This is a genomic window from Dyadobacter luticola (genome assembly GCF_005860805.1).
In the GTDB taxonomy this organism is placed as follows: Bacteria; Bacteroidota; Bacteroidia; order Cytophagales; family Spirosomataceae; genus Dyadobacter; species Dyadobacter luticola.
In genome coordinates, this window is the sequence record NZ_VCEJ01000002.1 from 1,299,254 (window position 1) to 1,318,381 (window position 19,128).

Here is a 19,128-nt window from a genome sequence, read left to right on the forward strand (position 1 = left end):
GTTTAATGAAATCCATCATTAGTTTAGTATTACGGTACATTCCCAGGCCATATCTTCAACTGATCGGACATTGGGTTGCGCGCTTTCTCAGCATCTTTTACATTGGTAATCAGGTAGAATGTCCCGTCTGCGACAGCCGCTACCGCAAGTTTTTACCTTATGGTAGAAATACTTCCAGCCGCGAGAATGCCCTCTGCCCCCACTGCCTTTCCCTGGAACGTCACCGCTTGATGGGCCTTTACCTGAAAAGGAAAACCAATTTCTATACAGCCAACCTTAAAGTGCTGCACGTCGCGCCGGAATACTGCTTCATCGACCGGTTCGAGCGCATGAAAAACCTGGATTATATTACCGCCGACATTGAATCGCCGCTGGCGAAAGTGAAGATGGATATCCATCAGATTCCTTTTCCCGATAATACTTTCGACGTCGCATTCTGCAACCACGTCATGGAGCATGTCGATGATTACATCCTGGCAATGAGCGAGTTGCACCGCGTTTTGAAGCCAGGCGGCTGGGCATTGATCCAGTCCCCGCAGGATATGAAGTACGACGTCACTTATGAAGATCCAACGATCACTGATCCGAAGGAACGTGAAAAACACTTTTTACAAAATGACCACCTACGCTTGTTCGGCAAAAATTATGGTGCTGAATTGCAAAAGGGTGGTTTTAATGTAAAAGAAGACCGGTTTGTGATGGATGAACTTTCACCGGCGGAGGTTAGAAAGTATTCTTTGCCGGGCGAAGAAATCGTTTATTACTGCTGGAAATAATCAGGAGGGATATTCAATTGCAGCGCCGGTTTCGCGGTGGGATTTGTTCTCAAAAAGCCTTTTCCAGCCTTCCTGCAAAAATCCTGTCCCGTAACCAAAAAGCTGCACAAATGCTGCTGCAATGCTCAGAAAAGCCACTTCCACGCTTTTTGTCTGGCGCAGGGCATCGATAAAAAGTAACGTGATATAAGTCCCCAGCCCGATTAATCCCAGATAAAAAAACGGTGGGAAAATCAGCAGCCAGAACGGTATACTGCAAACGGCCAGCGTAAAAAGCAGCGGGAATGTGTGCACCAGCTTCAATTCGTCGGGATAAAATCTGGCAATGTTGATCCGCGCACGGCCGAAAAATTTCAATTGTTTAAAAAACGGCAGAAATTGCGTGCGCCTTTTGTGGTATATAAATGCCTCGGGAATCAGCGCTGACTTAAATCCTAGCCGGATCGCGGCAATGCTGAACAAGATATCCTCCCCCATCCGGCTCGTCAAAAATCCGCCGGTTTTCTCCCAAACCTTTCTAGAAAGTCCCATATTGAAACTTCTTGGGTGAAATGTGCCGCCCATATTATTCTTTTTTCCGCGAATGCCGCCCGTCGTAAAAAGCGACGTCATTGAATAGCTGATCGCTTTCTGGATCGGCGTAAATGAGGGATGATCGGTATCCGGACCGCCATATAAGTCGACGTAATCGCCTTGCAGTCTGTTTTCGACAATTTCCAGATAGTCCTTTTCAATCAATGCATCGGAATCAAAAAGAATAAAATAATCGCCCGAAGCCCGCTCGAAACCATAATTTCTCGCAAAACCCTGGCCGCCATTTTCTTTGAAGAAGTACTTGATGTTCAGCCGGTTTTCAAAAGATTTTACAACTTCCTCACATTTAATCCGCGAGCCGTCTTCTACGATGATCACCTCAAAATTTTGGTACGTCTGTACCACCAAACATTCCAGCAATTCCTGCAACTCGTCGGGACGGTTGTAGACTGGGATGATGATGGAATAAAAGCGCATTGAATTTTGAATGATTGACCGGGTCGCCGGGCGGTTAATGAATTACAGGCTCAGGATTTCTTTCAATGAATCTTCGTTGGCTTCGATGATTTTGTTTAAATGTTCGTCCGTCAATGCGGTTGATAGGAACATACTTTCGAACTGGGACGGCCCCATGTAAATGCCGCGGTTGAGCATGGCATGGAAGTATTTTCCAAAAAGGATTAAGTCAGAAGTTTTCGCTGACGGAAAATCGGTAACCTGCTGATTGGTAAAGAATAACGTATACATCGAGCCGATCTGGTTCAATGTATAGTTCAGTCCCAGTTTTTCCTGAGATGCCCTGAAACCTGCCGCCAGCTTAGCCCCCGAACTTTCAAGCTGCGTATAAACTTCGGGATGATCATTCAAATAATTTAGCATCGTCAAGCCAGCCGCCATCGCGATCGGATTACCAGATAATGTTCCTGCCTGATACACCGGACCTGCGGGGGATACCCAGTTCATGATCTCAGCTTTTCCGCCGTACGCCCCTACCGGCATGCCGCCTCCGATGATTTTTCCCAATGTTGTCAGATCAGGCGTAACTCCGAAACGCTCCTGCGCGCCGCCTTTTGCCAGACGAAAACCGGTCATCACCTCATCCAGGATCAGGACAATTCCTTCTTCATCACAAATTTTACGAAGACCTTCCAGAAATCCTTCCTTCGGCAATACGCAGCCCATATTCCCCACCACCGGTTCCAGTATCAGTGCCGCGATGTGGTTTTTATTGGCATCCACCAACTGCTGAACTGCTCCCAGATCATTAAACGGCGCCGTCAAAGTATCATTGGCCACTCCACGCGTCACACCAGGACTGTCTGGCGTGCCAAATGTTGCGGCCCCGCTGCCTGCGGCGATCAAAAAGCTGTCGCCGTGACCGTGGTAGCAGCCCTCAAATTTGATAATCTTATCTCTGCCGGTAAAGCCCCGCGCCACCCGGATCGCCGACATGGTGGCTTCCGTACCTGAATTGACCATTCTTACTTTCTCAATCGACGGTACCATGCTCACGATCAGCTCCGCAATCTCAACTTCCCGCCGCGTCGGTGCTCCGAAAGAAAAAGAATGCTGGATAGCATCGGAAACCGCTTTTTGGATCAGCTCGTGCGCGTGTCCAAGGATCATCGGGCCCCAGGAATTGATCAGTTCAATGTATTCATTGCCATCCTCGTCGTACACATACGGTCCTTTCGCTGACTTGATAAAAATCGGGGAACCGCCGACGGCGCGGAATGCCCGCACTGGCGAATTAACACCGCCGGGGATAAAATTTTGGGCTTTTTCGAAAAGATGCTGGCTTATGGAAGTATTCATTTTGGGTCAATTCAATTACTTGTCGATCGGCACCCATTTGGAACCGTTGAATTTTAATACAGGTGTAATCTGGTTTTCGTTTGCTTTGGTATAGTCAAATCCCGCTAAAAGAAATTCATCCTCCCCGTACTTTCTGGACTGCATTCCATCCGAAAGCTTATCCTTGTATTTTGACAACATTCTGGCGAAAAATAGCAGCTGATCGTACCCCTGATAGGAATATACGGTCGGGAATGTGCTGGTTTTATTCCAGTAATTTTTCTGAAACTGACGGATACTGTCTTTCTCACGATCGACATAATCCGGATTGATCAGCGACAACCTTGAACCATAACTTGCCACCCGCGATTGCTGGGTGTTAAAGCTCGTGGCAGTAGCTACCACCGGCGTGCTGGTAAGTTTCCGGGTGTTCAAAACCTCCATCAAATGCGGGCCGGAATTCCCGTCCGAAGAGAACAATGCGACGTGGGCAGGTTTGCTCGTTTCGTAGCCTGGGATGTTGGTTTCCAGCCACTCGCGGTCGGATTGGATTTTTGTCAAAGCCAGAATTTTTCCGCCTTTGCTTTTCCACTCGTTCGCATAAGAAGCAGCCATAGCCGAATCTTTTGCAGTATTTCCATAAAAAACCGCAGCCGAAAGTCCCGGCGATTGCGTCTTCATCCACTGCGCCGCGCGCTGGGTTTGGAAAGTGATCGAAGGATGCCCTAAGTAAATGTTGGAAGCCGATTTCAGCAGTGCCGCATCCGTGGAAAGTGGATTAAGCATAACCGTATTGGCATGAGAAACGAAATCTGCGGTCACCTCGAAAGTATCATTATAAAGCGGCCCGATCACCATATCCGACAGCTGGAAATTTTTGTTGCCGACAATGTTCTGCATCGTCTTCGCATCGGCACCGACGTCATAAGCCCACAGATTGACGGTAATTCCCTCAGTTTGCAACTGCTCTTTCGCCATCACCAGTCCCAGGTAGTAATCATAGGCAAACTGGTTGGACCGGTGCTTTGAGGTACTGAATTCCTCCAAACGGAAAGGCAGCAGCACAGAAACATCGAGGTACCCTTTTGTCCACTGCTTATCTTCCTTTGGCGTGCTGCGTTTGGGCGCTTCTTCTGCAACCGATTTTTCTTTTTTACTGAATTTAAATTGTTTGTCCAGCTGATCCGCGAACTGCAAATCGGACTGGGAAACAGAAGTGGAATTTTGCAGGTTTAAAAACAAAACCAAAGCAATATCTCGGTCCGATGGATATTGTTTTTGCAGGTCTTTCAGCTTGGCCACATCATTAATGCCTGATAATGACCGGTATTTCAATGCCTGAATGTCTTTGGCAAAAGACGACTCTTTGATCCGGGCCAGATTGTCTAGTCCTTCGTTGATCTGGTTATTTTCAAATGCATTTGCGGCAAGCAGATAGGAAACGTCATTAATCCTTACCCAACCCGGATAGCGGCTTTGGAGCTGCTGCAACATTTGCCGGCTTTCCCGATAACGTTTTAATTGATACGCCGAAAGAGCGTAATAATAATGTGCGTAGGGAGAATATGGAGTTTTGGCATTGATACTGGTCAGGGGAAAAAGCTTTTCCATCGCCACGGCGTAGCGGCCCTGTTTGTAATCACTTACCGCCGATTTGTATTTGCTTTCGACCTGCGCAGTATTCTGCCCGAATGCGGCTGGTCCAAAATTTAAAAAGGCTAGCAGGATCAGGAAAAAGGTTACTCTCATCAGACTTGGGGTCTATTTTTGATTTGTTCAACAAAATACAAAAACCGTTCTAAGAGAAAAAAACGGGCAATATTCCGGTCGGAACATTGCCCATTATATGACGGCCAGCAGGAGCTTTCTATTTCTTTTTCGCTCTTTTCTCCAACTCAGCCTGCTTTTTCTTCGCCTCGTCTGCTGCCTGCAGTGACTTTTCGAGGTACTTCTGGAATTTGGTCTGCTTCTTCTCTCCGTTCGCGTTTTTCTTGCGGTTCTCATCCAAAATCGCGCGGATCTTATCTTCATTTACAAACCTTTTGATCAGCAACTGCTGCGCGATCGTCGTGACGTTCGAAACAAAATAATAGAATGTCAAACCGGCCGGGAAGGAGTTTAAAACAAACATAAACATCAGCGGCATAATGTATCCAAGCACTTTCATATTCACCGGACCTGGCTGCGTCGGTGTGATCTGGTTGTTATAATATGCGTAACCAATGCTGGAAGCCGTCATCAGGATCGTAAACAAGCTGATGTGGTTACCGATACCCAGCGGCACGGTAAATGGCAGTTTGATAAATGAATCGTAAGTTGAAAGGTCACTTGCCCAAAGGAATGATTGCTGTCTTAATTCAATTAAATTAGGAAAAAGGAAGAACAGCGAGAACAAGATCGGCATCGTGGCGAGCACCGGGATACAGCCGCTCAACGGGCTTACACCAACTTGCTGGTACAGCTTCATCTGGTCTTGCTGCTGTTTCGCCATATCATCCGGGTTCTGCTGACGGATTTGTTCCAGTTCCGGGGCAAGCAGCCTCATTTTCGCCATGCTGATATACGAGCGGTAAGTCAGGGGTGTCAGCAATGTTTTTACAAATAATACCAGCAACACGATCAGCAAACCGTAATTGCTTACAAAGGTTTCGAGGAAATTGAAAAGCGGTACCAGGAAAAATTTGTTGATCGGCTTCAAAAATGCGTAGCCTAAGTATACATTCTGGTCGAAATTCTCAGCCTTTACTTTGTCTACCAAATGGTAATCATTTGGTCCCAGGAAAAACTGGTAGTTGGCGTCACCTTTCTGCACCGCAGCCATCGGGATACCAGCAGTTACGTGCATGGTTTTTACAATCGTCGAATCATTTGGATTCACATCCGCACGCAATGTTACATTGCCAAAAGGATGTTTATCGGCGATCAAACCCGCCAGGAAGTACTTATGCTTGATGGTAAACCACTTAACCGGGTCAGCCGTTTTGTCTTCTTCATTGGAGGTCGGGCTTGTCGCCACGCTGTGCAATCCGTCGGTATAGTAGTTGATTGTCACCACCTCACGGTTTTTCTTCATGTCATTTTCAAGCTGCAACAGATCATTGTTCCAGTTGAATTCCACCAACTTATTCGATGCAGCGGCACCCATTGATTTGATGCCATAATCGATCACATAACCACTTCCGTGTACCACGTAGGTCTGCTCGACGGTCTGGTTATTTTTAAGATTGACCTTATAAGTAATGATGGCAGAATCCTTCTCCGAAAGTGTTTTGTTCTCCGCAGTAGTCGTGAAAAACTGGTCTGTCAGACGCACATCACCGGTTTGGGTCGGGAAGTTGATGTGGAAACTGTTGTGGTTTTCAGCAATAAGATAAAGCGGCTTTTGATCGTAGGTCTTATATTTTTTCAATAAAACCTCTTTCATCACCCCGCCTTTATTTGAAAAAACGACACGGATATCGTTGGTCTCTATCACCAGGTCCTGCGTGATTACCGGTGCGATTGAATCATTTACCGGGGAAGGTGCTCCGAGGGAGTCTTGCGTAATTGATGAAGCGACAGAGGTTTTTGAAGTATCTTGACTTGTTTGCTCCGCAGGCGTTGGTTCCACAGGTTTCGGAACCAGTATCTGGTAGCCTATCAGCATTAGCATGATGAGTACTAAGCCGATTATAAAATTTTTATCCATTATTAACTAAAAATGATTGAAAAGTACGCCCCGTTTGGGACGCCAAAGGTAATAAGATTTTCCTAAAAGGCTTTTGAACTAGTGGATGGACGGATTCAAAGACTCAACAGACTTTTTAGCCAGCGAATAAGCCAGCGCAGCACGCACGAATTTCACAAAAAGCGGATGCGGGTTCATCACCGTACTTTTCAGCTCGGGGTGAAATTGTACACCAATATAAAAAGGGTGGCTCGGCAGCTCCATCATCTCAACCAGGTCATTATCAGGATTGATTCCCGTCGCGATCAGGCCTTTATCTTCAAAATCTTTCAGATACTTATTATTGAATTCGTAGCGGTGACGGTGGCGTTCGCTGATGTTCGTTTTGCCGTAAATGTTGTAGGCCAATGTATCCTTCTTGATCCGGCAGGCATAAGCCCCCAGACGCATGGTACCGCCTTTATTAGAAATATCTTTCTGGTCCTTCATCAAATGGATTACCGGGTGGTCAGTATTCATATCCATTTCCACGGAATGTGCCGTATCCCAGCCGATCACGTTTCTTGCGTATTCGATCACCGCCATTTGCATTCCCAGACAGATCCCGAAAAATGGAATGTTGTTTTCACGCACATATTGAATAGCCGCAATCTTACCTTCAATCCCCCGCTCTCCAAAACCAGGTGCAACCAGCACACCGTCCAGATTTTCCAGTTTCTCGACTATGTTATCCGCAGTAAGGCTTTCTGAATGTATCCACTCAATGTTGACTTTGCATTCATTGGTAGCGCCGGCGTGGATAAATGATTCAACAATCGATTTGTATGCGTCGTGCAGCTCTACATATTTTCCTACAAGACCTATGCAAATAGAATCAGTAGGACTTTTTAATCTTGAAAGGAATGTTTTCCAGGAATCCAGGTCCACATCTTTGTCATTATAAATGTCGAGCATATACAATGCGCGCTGGTCGAGCCTTTCTTTTAACATTAGTAACGGCACAGCATAAATGGTATCCGCGTCCATCGCCTCGATCACCGAATTTACCTGTACGTTACAGAAAAGCGCGATTTTTTTGCGGATGTCGTAGGGCAGCGGATGCTCCGTGCGGCAAACGAGAATGTCAGGCTGGATACCCGATTCTTGTAACATTCTCACCGAGTGCTGCGTCGGTTTGGTTTTTAATTCTCCGGCGGAATTCAGGTAAGGGATCAATGTGAGGTGGATCACCAGAGTATCATGTTCCTCCATTTCAAACTTCACCTGACGAACTGCTTCCAAAAACGGCAGCGACTCGATATCCCCTACGCAGCCTCCGATTTCGGTGATCACGATATCGTAATCGCCTGTCTGGCCAAGCAGAAGCATGTTTCTTTTGAGCTCGTCGGTAATGTGCGGAACAACTTGGACTGTCTTTCCAAGGAAGTCGCCCCTGCGCTCGGCAGTGATCACATTGTGGTAAATCCGACCGGTTGTAACATTGTTGGCCTGAGAGGTACGGACGTTCAGAAAACGCTCGTAGTGGCCAAGGTCGAGGTCAGTTTCGGCACCGTCGTCCGTAACATAGCATTCGCCGTGTTCATACGGATTCATGGTTCCGGGATCGATATTCAAATATGGATCAAATTTTTGAATGGTGACAGAAAGCCCTCTGGCTTGCAGCAGTTTAGCTAATGAAGAGGCAATGATTCCCTTGCCGAGTGAAGATGTAACACCGCCCGTAACGAAAATGTACTTCGCGGTCTTTTGTGCTTTGGAAGCCATAAGACGTTGCTTTTTTTCTATGATTACGGGATACAAAGATACAGGAATCTCGGAAGAATCTTAGCGGCGCTTGTCTAAATATTTGGGCGGGCAGGTTAACGCATTGTTACTCTGCCCGGTTACCCCGATCACTTTTTAATAACAAATTCCTAAATTCCATCCTCACCAACCAATTCCGGACATTAAACCCTGAAAAATGATGAAAAAGCTTTTCCTATTTGCAGTGCTTACCATCTGTCTTGCGCAGCTTCATGCACAGAATGCGGCGCAGCCGCCCAAAACGCCGCTCAAAATTATCGTATTCGGCGCACACCCGGACGATTGTGATCTGGGAGCCGGTGGAGTGGCCTCGATTTATTCGTCGATGGGGCATAAAGTGAAATTTGTATCACTCACAAACGGCGATGCGGGTCACCAGGATATTGGTGGCGGCGAGCTGGCGGCGCGGCGGTTGAAAGAAACCAAAGAAGTGGCCAAAAGACTCGGCATTGAATATGACGTGCTCGACAACCACGATGGCGAACTATTCCCCACTTTGGAGAATCGCCTGGCCGTGATCCGCAAAATCCGCGAGTGGAATGCCGACCTGGTGATCGCGCCGCGCACCAATGATTACCACCCCGATCACCGCAACACCGGCGTGGTAGTTCAGGATGCAGCTTACCTGGTAATCGTACCCAACATTCTTAGCAGTGTGCCTCCCCTAACCAAAAACCCCGTTTTTCTTTATTTCCGGGATCGTTTTCAGCGTCCGAATCCCTTTCGTCCTGACATTGCGATTGACTTAACCACGGTTCTTGCTAAAAAAGTAGACGGACTGGACGCTCACGTTTCGCAGTTTTACGAGTGGCTTCCCTGGACGAATCAAGATCTCGACAATGTTCCGAAAGATCTGGTGGAGCGAAAAAAATGGCTAATGACCGCGATGGAAAAACGCTCTTCGGTCTCGCCGGAAATTAAACTGGTCGTGGAGAAATGGTATGGAAAAGAGAAAGCGGAGCAGATCAAGTTTGTGGAGGTTTTCGAAATTTGTGAATATGGAAAGCAGCCTTCACAGGATGAAATTAAGCGGCTGTTTCCCATGCTGCCTCAGTAGAATCTTCTGGATCATATTGAAAATTAAGAAGGCCCGATTCTGGAAAATTGTAGCACATTTCCGGAACCGGGCCTTTTACATAAAATTAAACTTTCCAGGAATAGTTACATATTCACTATGATAACCTATCCTTGAAACTCTCGTACCCATAAGTCCTCACGAGCTGAAATTCACCACTAGTTTTCCATATACCGATGGAAGGTAAGTTAACACCGTTAAATGTGGTGGTCTTTACCATCGTATAATGGATCATGTCTTCAAATATGATTTTTTGACCAATTTCCAGTGGAGTATCAAATGAATAGTCACCGATGAAGTCACCTGCGAGGCACGTCATCCCACCCATCCTGTACGTAGGTTTTCCATCGACGGCATCGTGGTAGGAATCGGAGATCGCGGGTTTATATGGCATTTCCAATGTATCCGGCATGTGGGCTGCAAATGAGGTATCCAGAATCGCGACGTCCACGCCCTGGCTATCCATTACATCCAGCACGGTTGTAACCAACTCTCCCGTGCGCCAGGCAATGGCTGAGCCTGGTTCCAGTATCGCTTCCAGATTATATTTCTCTCTGATTTTTTTGACTAACTGAATTAGCTTCTCAATGTCATAGCCCTCTCTCGTCATCAAATGTCCGCCACCCATGTTCAGCCACTTGGCCTGATGTAGCAGATCGCTGAATTTACTTTCCAGTGCTTCCAATGTTCGTTCCAAAGTATCGGAGCCATTTTCACATAATGTATGAAAGTGAATTCCTTCAATCCCCTCCGGCAATACATTTGGCAATTTATCACGCGTCACACCCAGCCTCGATCCCGGCACGCAGGGGTTGTACATTTCGGTCGCTACTTCGGAATATTGTGGATTTACACGGATTCCGCAGGAAAGCGCGTGAGACGGGTTTAATGATTTAAATTCCTCTACCCTACTCTTAAACCGCTCCCACTGGGTTAAAGAGTTAAATGTAATGTGGCTGCTGCGCTGCAAAATTTCGTCGAATTCCTGATCCAGATATGCAGGCATATAAGTATGCGCCTGGTAACCCATAAAATCGTTGATGAGCTTCACTTCATTCAAAGAGCTGGCCGTGGCGCCGGAAAGATATTCTTTCACGATCGGAAAGACACTGTACATGGAAAAACCTTTGAGGGCCAGGATGATTTTGCATCCCGCTGCTTTCTGCACAGAATCGATCAGCGCGAGGTTCTTTCGCAGCAGGTCTTCATGCAATACAAAACAAGGTGATGGTATTTGGCTGTAATCTATCGGCATTGTTATAAATGAATGTGGCAGATCGGCTGAAATGCAATGTTTCTGTTATTTTGTACGCAAAAGTATTAGTTTGAGTTTCCAAAACACGATCATTCTTTCCCAAGTCCTTAAATGATAATATGGCTTTCCTTGTACTAGATATTGAAATGACCGGGCCTGAACCGGGTTGGAATGAGATCATTCAAATCGGCGCCGAGCTGTTTGACGACAACTGGCGGTCGCTCGGTACTTACCTGCAAAATGTGTATCCGGAGAATGAGGAGGCATTTTCGGTTAAATCCGAAGAAGTGCATGGCCTCTCGATGGCTGACCTGGAAGACGCGCCGATGATCTACGACGTGCTGCCGGAATTTGAAAAATGGATCAAAAAACTGAATGCCGGAAAGCCAAGCCTGAACAATGTGATCATTTGCGGCCAAAGTGTGATCAACGACATTAATTTTCTGCGGTTTGCCTACCGGAATGAAAAAATGAAATGGTCGTTTTCCAACAAAATGCTTGACCTCCACACGGTATCCTACCTCTTTTTCCAAATCCTTGAAAAGAATGGTAAAAATGTACCGCGCTCGCTGAGCCTCGGATCGGTGGCCGGATACTTTGGTTTTGAGCGCGAAGAAGAAACTCACAATGCCCTGGAAGACGCCCGGCTGACGGCCAAGTGTTTCAAAGAATTTTTCAAGCTAATTGACAAGGTTAAACTCCAATGATCGACTACAATCCGAAAGAGTGGTTTAAGTATATATTTTATTTTCAAAAAGGCGATACGGTCCGCAAGCTTACGCCGCTTATCCTGGCGATGGGGATTTACTCAACGCTGGTAGCGCTCCTGATCATCGGACATTGGAAACTGGGCGAAAACCACGACATCAAAAATATCTCACTCATGCACTCGCTGCTGGGTTTTGTGATATCCATGTTGCTCGTTTTCAGGACTAATACGGCGTATGATCGGTGGTGGGAAGGCCGGAGACAGTGGGGCTCGCTGGTAAACAGCAGCCGGAACCTCGCTCTAAAAATTAACGGATTACTGGGAAATGAGTTTGCCGATGAGCGGCAGTTTTTCAAAACCATGATTCCGAATTACGCATTTGCATTAAAAAACCATTTACGCAGCCAATACTTTCCGGATGAACTGTCAGATAACCGTTTTTTCGATAAAACTCAACTGAAAACGCATGAGCACATCCCGAATCAGATTGCCTCGGCGATTTTTGCCAAAGTGATTGAATTACAGAAAACCGGCGCGCTGCTTCCTGAACATACCATTTTATTAAATACCCAACTGGAATCCTTCACGGATATCTGCGGTGCTTGCGAGCGGATCAAAAATACTCCTATCCCACTGTCGTACAGCTCTTTTATTAAGAAATTCATCTTCACTTACTGCCTGACATTACCGGTCGGCTACGTTTTCAGCCTGCATTATCTGGTGATCCCTTTTGTGATGTTCGTGTTTTACATTCTTGCAAGTTTGGAAGTGATAGCGGAGGAGATTGAAGATCCGTTTGGCGAGGACAGCAATGATTTGCCGATTGAAAGAATTTGTAAAAACATCCAGTCTTCGACGGCTTCGCTGCTCGACTAAGTATGTTTACAAACATTAGAGAATTATAAGAATCCGATTAAAATTTTAGTGTTTTAAAAAATTTTCCCAAGACTCAACTAAACCCAGGTTTTCCGATTTTTTCACTTGGGGATGAAATGATGGTACGGGTCGAAACCTAATTTTTTAATTATGAAAAAAATTACTGCATCATAGCATTCATTTGAAACCTATTTCTACAAATACCGCAAAATCGGCCAAAATTAGAACATTTGAAATCCTGAAATAAAACTTGCAAATTTTCATAATCCCGAAAAAAAGGGTCGTCATTCCAATTTTTAAACAATGACCATTATGAAAAACAAGCATCTTTTTTTAAGCTTTCTACTAATATTCACAGTAGGTTCTTTTGCTACTTACGCCCAGTCGATTGTCGATCCGGGTATATCTGTTTACAATTATAAACATCCCAACAAAGCAGCCCAGGCGAAAGCCAGCGGCAAGGAAATGCATAAAGTGCGGGTGGAAAGTTATAATACGCTCGAACAGTACGGCAAGCATAACCGGATGCGGAATTACAGTACGACGCCGAAATACGCACCCCGCCCTGCCAGACTGGTTGTTGCAAGGGAGTATAAGGTGCAGGGCGTGGAAATCAATCCGCTGAACTCACCGCGAAACTATAAGACTCCGACGATCAACATTCGCAAAGACACCACAGGCCTCGCCGATTCTTATGATAAATCAGAAGGCACGCCCTATCCGAATAGGGATTAGTCAAAACCGAATGTATGTTTTCAAAAACCAGCCCCGGCTGGTTTTTTTTGTTTTTCTAATAACTCGTTGACAGCTAGTATCGTGAGGTAAAAGTTATTTAAATCTGAAAAAGTATAACAATAGCAAGTTGTTCGGCATTCTAATCATTATTTAATAGAGCCGGTTTGTAGTCAATATTTGAATTTCATAATTTCGACGTTATGATACCCCAGGAAACCGTCGAGCATTTTTACCAAACCCATCCGGCCGCAAAAGGCTTGAAGGCACCGGATAAAACTGCTGGTGAAAAGGGTCACTTCAATGTATTTTCCCGGGTATTCTGCACCAGATATACTTCCTACGCCCGGCGGGATTTTTACAAAATATCGTTGATCATTGGTCGTGGCAAGATTTCTTGGGGCGGGCAGGAAACCGAGATCAAACAAAGCGCGCTGGTTTTCTTCAACCGCAATGTGCCTTATTCGTGGCAGGCAACTTCCGACGAGCAGTCGGGGTACTTCTGTTTATTCAACGACGAATTCCTGAGCAGCATCAATCGCGCGACACTGGTGAATGACTGTCCTATCCTTCGCACTGATGTAATTCCCGTCTATTTTCTGAGTCCTGAGCAGGAAAATTATTTGTTGGGTGTCTTTGGTAAAATGCAAGCCGAAATGGAATCGAGTTACGTACACAAATACGATCTGATGCGTAATTATGTGAATGTGATCGCACACGAAGCCATGAAAATGCAGCCATCCGAAGTAGGCGACGTGCAGCTGAATGGTTCCGCCCGGCTTTCCACCTTATTTCAGGAATTACTGGACCGTCAGTTTCCGATCGAGTCGCCTGAGCACAAGCTTAAATTGAAGACGGCCAAAGACTATGCGGCCCGGCTCGGCGTGCATGTCAATCACCTCAACCGCGCACTGAAAGAAAACACCGGCAAAACGACGACCCACCACATCATCGACCGCATTTTGTCGCAGTCGAAACTCATGCTCCGGCATTCAAATTGGAGCATCGCCGAAATTGCATTTTGCCTTGGATTCGAATATCCCGCCTATTTCAACAACCTTTTCAAAAAGGAAATCGGTATAACACCTAAGTCATATCGGACACATGAGCGATAGGCATGTTTGAATTTTATAAGATATTATTTGAAAGTAGTAAAGATTACCAGCGGTTACACATTTACATTTGCAACGTCATTTGACAGAACTGTCATTCGTTATGCACAATAGCTCCATTTCCTCTTTTATCATTTTCCTGACATTGCTCGGTGGACGGGAAATTCCGGCGCAAGTACTTACATTGAACAACGCGGTGGAGACCGGACTGAACAACTACGCGTCCATCAAAGCCAAAAACAATTATCTGAGCGCTTCCAAAGCGACGGTTTTACAAAGCAAAAAAGAATATCTGCCCAATCTTAACCTCTCGGCTCAGCAGGATTACGGTACGGTAAATGGACAAAACGGACCTTTATATGGTTTGGGCTTGTCGGTGGCTTCTTCGGGCTTGCCCCTGCCCCAGCAAAACTGGAATTCTGCATTTGGCGCATTATATCTGACGAATGTAAACTGGGATTTCTTCGCATTCGGCCGGGCGCGGGAACGTATCAATGTATCCCAAATGGCCGTCAACCGTGATGAAAGCGATCTGGAACAGGAAAAATTTCAACATTGTATCCGGGTAGCAGCGGCCTATCTCAATTTGCTTGCAGCGCAAAGATTAACCCGCACCTGGCAAAACAACCTGGAACGGGCTGCGGCACTGAAAACCGTCGTAGTGACCCGAGCAAAAAATGGCCTGATCCCAGGTGTGGATTCTTCACTTGCCAATGCGGAAGTTTCCAATGCGAAGATCAGCATTACGCAGGCCAGGGATTTTGAGCAGGAACAGGCGAATAATCTGGCCAGACTGATGGGCATCACCGATCAGCAATTTCAGCTGGACACCTTGTTTTTCACCAGAATGCCGCAATCACTGGCTGACTCAGCATTTAAAACGCAGAACCATCCCCTGCTCAAATACTATGCAAACCGCATCGCCGTGAGCGACCAGCAAGCCAAATATTTCCACACGCTCGGGATGCCAACATTCTCCCTTTTCGGCGTTTTTCAGGGTCGCGGTGCAGGATTCTCATCCACTTACGCGAGCGACCAGCATGCTTATACCCAAAATTATTTTGAAGGAATAAAACCCGTCCGCGCCAATTACCTCCTCGGCATCGGCGCTACCTGGAATATGACGAGCATTCTACGTGTGAGACAGCAGGTTGCGGCGCAAAGTTTTATTTCAAATGCATTAAAAGAAGAATACAACCTGGCCGATCAGCAGCTCAAAAACCAGCTGATTCTCTCTGAAAACAAGATCAGAAACGCTTTTACCAATTACCAGGAAGCGCCGGTACAGGTCAAATCTGCCTCAGACGCGTATCTGCAAAAAAGCGTCTTGTACAAAAACGGACTCAGCAACATCGTAGACCTGACCCAAGCTCTTTATATACTAAACCGTGCCGAAACAAACCGCGATATCGCAGTAACCAATCTTTGGCAGGCAATACTGCTGAAAGCCGCAGCGGCAGGGGATTTTGGCGTTTTTCTTAAACAGTAAAATAGCCAGAAGCCACATTCATACAACCTCTTTAAGTAATATGGACTTAATACGTTTTGCATTACGGAAACCGATCACCATTATGGTGCTGGTGGCTGGTTTGTTCTTTTTTGGTATCAATGCAGTACGGAATATCAAGGTCGACATTTTTCCGAAGCTGGATCTGCCGGTAATGTACATTGCCCACCCTTTCGGGGGCTACACGCCGACGCAGATGGAGACCTTTTTTGCCAAACAATACATTAATATCCTACTCTACGTCAACGGGATCAAGAGTATTGAAACCAAAAATATCCAGGGGCTGACATTGATGAAGATCAATTTTTACCCGGGTACCAACATGGCGCAGGCTTCGGCCGAGCTGAGTTCTTTTACCAACCGCGCCCAGGCAATCTTTCCCCCGGGCTCCAACCCGCCATTTATTATCCGGTTTGACGCTTCCACATTGCCGGTTGGTCAACTGGTTTTGAGCAGTGAGAAACGTTCTAATAATGAGCTGCTTGACCTTGCGAATGTTTATGTAAGATCCACATTTACCTCAATTCCCGGTCTGGTTTCTGCGCCTCCATTTGGTGGTAATGTTCGTACGATTGTTGTGAAAGCCGATCCTGAACTGATGCGATCGCACAACATTACGACGGATCAACTGGTAGAAGCATTGCGCGTCAACAACCAGACTGCGCCTTCCGGAAATGTGCGGATCGGTGATAAAAACTACATTACGCCTACCAATACGACGGTTCGCAATATTGTCGATTTTGAAAATATTCCTTTGTTCAAAGGCGGTGTGCAGAACCTGTACCTCCGCGATGTGGCGACGGTGGTGGATGGTGCAGACATTACGGCGGGTTATGGTCTGGTAAATGGAAAGCGGTCGGTATACCTGAGTATTGCCAAAAGTGCCGATGCTTCTACCTGGGAAGTTGTTCAAAATCTAAAAAAGGCGATTCCACGCATCCAGAGCACATTGCCGGAAGATGTAAAGGTCAGCTACGAGTTTGACCAGTCGACTTATGTAATGAATTCGGTCACAAGCTTGCTGACAGAAGGTGGCATCGGGGCGATATTGACAGGGTTGATGGTACTGCTTTTCCTGGGTGACCCTCGCGGCGCTCTGATCGTAATTTTGACGATCCCTACCTCGATCATTTCCGGTGTTTTGTTCCTCAATTTATTTGGACAAACGATCAACATCATGACATTGAGCGGATTAGCGCTCGCGATCGGTATTTTGGTCGATGAAAGTACGGTGACGATCGAGAACATTCACCAGCACCTGGATATGGGAAAACCGAAGGCGCTCGCGATCTGGGACGCCTGTCAGGAAATCGCGTTTCCTAAGCTGCTGATCCTGTTTTGTATCCTGGCGGTATTCGCCCCGGCATTTACGATGGGTGGGATACCCGGCTCTTTGTTCCTTCCGCTGGCATTGGCCATCGGTTTCAGTATGATCGTTTCCTATTTCCTTGCCCAAACTTTTGTACCGGTGATGGCCAACTGGATCATGAAAGGCAAGCATCACAAGAAAGCCGACGGTACCGAAATGACTGATGCAGAAGAATATGCCGCATCTGGTTTAAGCCGAAACAAAGACGAACAAAAAGAAGAATTACTTCATAGAAACGACGGCGCGCACGGCGAAAAGCTCAGCCGGTTCGATCGCATCCGCCTCCGATTTATGCGTTTTATGGCGCGGATGATCCCTTTCAGGAAACCGATCGTGGTCGCTTACCTGGTGATTACGACTGCTTTGGCGGGGGTTTTGCTGAATATGATCGGGAAGGACGTTTTGCCGAAAGTGAACGGCAGCCAATTTCAGGTACGTCTGCGCGCGCCGGAGGGTACACGTATCGAGCGCACGGAGGAGAAAACGTTGAAAACGATCCAAATCGTAAAAGACATTATCGGCGCTGAAAATGTGTCGATTACCTCGGCTTACGTCGGTCAGCATCCCTCACTTTTCTCTACATCCCCTATTTATTTGTGGATGGCCGGGCCGCAGGAAGCGGTTTTGCAGGTGGGTTTAAAAGAAGGTTTTCACACGAATCTGGATGATTTAAAAGAAAAAATCCGACATCGCGTCAAAGAAACGGAGCCTGATCTGGCGCTATCTTTTGAACCTATTGAGCTGACAGACAAGATTCTAAGTCAGGGGTCTTCTACACCGATTGAGGTGCGGATGTCGGGCCGGGATAAGAAATTGAATGAAGAATATGCGCGTAAAGTGATGACTGGGTTGAAAAAGATCAGTTATCTGCGTGACATTCAGCTGGGCCAGTCCAATAAATATCCGGCGATTAAAATCGAAGTGGATCGTATCAGAGCTGCACAACTGGGTGTGGATATGAATGATGTTTCCCGCTCGCTGGTCGCTTCTACTTCCTCATCCAGGTATACGGACAAGAACATTTGGGTGGATGAAAAGGCCAATTTGAGCTACAACGTGCAGGTTCAGATCCCGGAAAGCAAAATGAACAGCCTGAACGAAATTGGCGAAATTCCTTTGCTCCGTAACGCAAACCGTCCCGTGCTGGGCGACATTGCCACCATCACGCCGGATACAACTTATGGTGAAAATGATAACCTCGGCTCGCTGCCGGTTTTATCAGTAACCGCCAACCTGAACAACATTGATCTGGGCAAAGCCAAAGACGATGTGCAAAAAACTTTGTCCACCTTGGGCGAGATTCCGAGAGGTCTGACCGTCGAGTTGGTGGGTATGAGCCAAACACTAACTGATACATTGGACAGTCTTCAAAATGGTTTGATCGTAGCGATTGTCGTGATATTTTTAATGTTAGCTGCCAACTTCCAATCCTTTAAAGTTTCGGCGATCGTACTCGCAACCGTACCTGCGGTAGTGCTCGGGTCCCTTGCATTGTTAATGTTAACCGGCTCCACATTGAACCTTCAATCTTACATGGGCATTATTATGTCGGTCGGGGTATCCATTTCAAATGCTGTGTTGCTGATTACCAATGCAGAGCAGCTGAGAAAACACAGTGGAAATGCGATTGAAGCGGCGCAGGAATCTGCAGGTTTACGCCTCCGACCGATCGTGATGACTGCGGTGGCGATGGTAGTGGGTATGATCCCGATGGCCAGTGGCGTGGGCGAAGCTGGCGACCAGTCCTCCCCGCTCGGCCGCGCAGTGATCGGCGGACTGATTGCTTCAACATTTGCCGCCTTGTTTATCCTGCCGCTGGTTTTTGCGTGGGGACAGGGTAAAGCCACTACGCAAAGTGTTTCGCTCGATCCTGAGGATGAGGAAAGTAAGTTTTATGTACCTGCTATCAAGTGATTCCA

14 protein-coding genes are annotated in these 19,128 nt (G+C 46.6%); 8 read left to right on the forward strand and 6 right to left on the reverse strand.

The annotated features are described in order from the left end of the window. Positions 1-5 precede the first annotated feature (5 nt). A complete protein-coding gene (locus FEN17_RS05470; RefSeq protein ID WP_138364268.1) occupies positions 6-776 on the forward strand; it encodes a class I SAM-dependent methyltransferase in 771 nt (256 codons plus the stop codon). Here FEN17_RS05470 and FEN17_RS05475 read toward each other — a convergent pair whose 3' ends face one another. The 5 genes from FEN17_RS05475 to pyrG all read right to left on the reverse strand — a co-directional run bounded on the left by FEN17_RS05475 (position 777) and on the right by pyrG (position 8,535). After that, on the reverse strand, positions 777-1,787 hold the full coding sequence (locus FEN17_RS05475) for a glycosyltransferase family 2 protein (protein ID WP_138364269.1): 1,011 nt from the start codon (positions 1,785-1,787) through the stop codon (positions 777-779). A gap of 42 nt (positions 1,788-1,829) precedes the next feature. Then, on the reverse strand, positions 1,830-3,125 hold the full coding sequence (gene hemL, locus FEN17_RS05480; protein ID WP_138364270.1) for a glutamate-1-semialdehyde 2,1-aminomutase: 1,296 nt from the start codon (positions 3,123-3,125) through the stop codon (positions 1,830-1,832). Between the two features lie 15 nt (positions 3,126-3,140). Beyond that, positions 3,141-4,853, reverse strand: a complete 1,713-nt coding sequence (locus tag FEN17_RS05485; protein WP_138364271.1) for an ABC transporter substrate-binding protein — start codon at positions 4,851-4,853, stop codon at positions 3,141-3,143. A gap of 118 nt (positions 4,854-4,971) precedes the next feature. After that, complete coding sequence (gene yidC / locus FEN17_RS05490; protein WP_138364272.1) at positions 4,972-6,792, reverse strand: membrane protein insertase YidC; 1,821 nt, start codon at positions 6,790-6,792, stop codon at positions 4,972-4,974. A gap of 78 nt (positions 6,793-6,870) precedes the next feature. Beyond that, positions 6,871-8,535 carry a CTP synthase gene (pyrG, locus tag FEN17_RS05495; RefSeq protein ID WP_138364273.1) on the reverse strand — a complete coding sequence of 555 codons (1,665 nt, stop codon included), beginning with the start codon at positions 8,533-8,535 and terminating at the stop codon, positions 6,871-6,873. 196 nt (positions 8,536-8,731) lie between these two features. On the opposite strand from pyrG, the gene FEN17_RS05500 reads away from it, so the two are divergent. After that, positions 8,732-9,631, forward strand: a complete 900-nt coding sequence (locus tag FEN17_RS05500; RefSeq protein ID WP_138364274.1) for a PIG-L deacetylase family protein — start codon at positions 8,732-8,734, stop codon at positions 9,629-9,631. Positions 9,632-9,746: 115 nt separating this feature from the next. On the opposite strand, the gene nspC is transcribed toward FEN17_RS05500, so the two are convergent. Then, positions 9,747-10,904: a carboxynorspermidine decarboxylase gene (gene nspC / locus FEN17_RS05505; RefSeq protein WP_138364275.1), complete on the reverse strand. Its 1,158-nt coding sequence runs from the start codon at positions 10,902-10,904 to the stop codon at positions 9,747-9,749. A 119-nt stretch (positions 10,905-11,023) separates the two neighbouring features. Between nspC and FEN17_RS05510 the strand changes: the two genes are divergently transcribed. From FEN17_RS05510 to FEN17_RS05535, 6 genes are all read left to right on the forward strand, one after another. Next, entirely contained in the window at positions 11,024-11,611 is a 588-nt protein-coding gene (locus FEN17_RS05510) for a 3'-5' exonuclease (RefSeq protein WP_138364276.1), read from the forward strand. Further along, positions 11,608-12,489: a bestrophin family protein gene (locus FEN17_RS05515; RefSeq protein WP_138364277.1), complete on the forward strand. Its 882-nt coding sequence runs from the start codon at positions 11,608-11,610 to the stop codon at positions 12,487-12,489. The genes FEN17_RS05510 and FEN17_RS05515 overlap by 4 nt, the downstream gene beginning before the upstream one ends. A gap of 312 nt (positions 12,490-12,801) precedes the next feature. After that, positions 12,802-13,224 carry a hypothetical protein gene (locus FEN17_RS05520; protein WP_138364278.1) on the forward strand — a complete coding sequence of 141 codons (423 nt, stop codon included), beginning with the start codon at positions 12,802-12,804 and terminating at the stop codon, positions 13,222-13,224. Positions 13,225-13,424: 200 nt separating this feature from the next. Beyond that, positions 13,425-14,336, forward strand: a complete 912-nt coding sequence (locus FEN17_RS05525; RefSeq protein ID WP_138364279.1) for a helix-turn-helix domain-containing protein — start codon at positions 13,425-13,427, stop codon at positions 14,334-14,336. 100 nt (positions 14,337-14,436) lie between these two features. After that, positions 14,437-15,822: a TolC family protein gene (locus FEN17_RS05530; RefSeq protein WP_138364280.1), complete on the forward strand. Its 1,386-nt coding sequence runs from the start codon at positions 14,437-14,439 to the stop codon at positions 15,820-15,822. A gap of 40 nt (positions 15,823-15,862) precedes the next feature. Further along, a complete protein-coding gene (locus tag FEN17_RS05535) occupies positions 15,863-19,123 on the forward strand; it encodes an efflux RND transporter permease subunit (RefSeq protein WP_138364281.1) in 3,261 nt (1,086 codons plus the stop codon). Positions 19,124-19,128 lie beyond the last annotated feature (5 nt).

Bases quoted from the DNA above. Each gene is read 5' to 3' on its own strand.
- FEN17_RS05470 (WP_138364268.1), top strand. From the start codon at position 6: ATGAAATCCATCATTAGTTTAGTATTACGGTACATTCCCAGGCCATAT.
- FEN17_RS05475 (WP_138364269.1), bottom strand. From the start codon at position 1,787: ATGCGCTTTTATTCCATCATCATCCCAGTCTACAACCGTCCCGACGAG.
- hemL (WP_138364270.1), bottom strand. From the start codon at position 3,125: ATGAATACTTCCATAAGCCAGCATCTTTTCGAAAAAGCCCAAAATTTT.
- FEN17_RS05485 (WP_138364271.1), bottom strand. From the start codon at position 4,853: ATGAGAGTAACCTTTTTCCTGATCCTGCTAGCCTTTTTAAATTTTGGA.
- yidC (WP_138364272.1), bottom strand. From the start codon at position 6,792: ATGGATAAAAATTTTATAATCGGCTTAGTACTCATCATGCTAATGCTG.
- pyrG (WP_138364273.1), bottom strand. From the start codon at position 8,535: ATGGCTTCCAAAGCACAAAAGACCGCGAAGTACATTTTCGTTACGGGC.
- FEN17_RS05500 (WP_138364274.1), top strand. From the start codon at position 8,732: ATGATGAAAAAGCTTTTCCTATTTGCAGTGCTTACCATCTGTCTTGCG.
- nspC (WP_138364275.1), bottom strand. From the start codon at position 10,904: ATGCCGATAGATTACAGCCAAATACCATCACCTTGTTTTGTATTGCAT.
- FEN17_RS05510 (WP_138364276.1), top strand. From the start codon at position 11,024: ATGGCTTTCCTTGTACTAGATATTGAAATGACCGGGCCTGAACCGGGT.
- FEN17_RS05515 (WP_138364277.1), top strand. From the start codon at position 11,608: ATGATCGACTACAATCCGAAAGAGTGGTTTAAGTATATATTTTATTTT.
- FEN17_RS05520 (WP_138364278.1), top strand. From the start codon at position 12,802: ATGAAAAACAAGCATCTTTTTTTAAGCTTTCTACTAATATTCACAGTA.
- FEN17_RS05525 (WP_138364279.1), top strand. From the start codon at position 13,425: ATGATACCCCAGGAAACCGTCGAGCATTTTTACCAAACCCATCCGGCC.
- FEN17_RS05530 (WP_138364280.1), top strand. From the start codon at position 14,437: ATGCACAATAGCTCCATTTCCTCTTTTATCATTTTCCTGACATTGCTC.
- FEN17_RS05535 (WP_138364281.1), top strand. From the start codon at position 15,863: ATGGACTTAATACGTTTTGCATTACGGAAACCGATCACCATTATGGTG.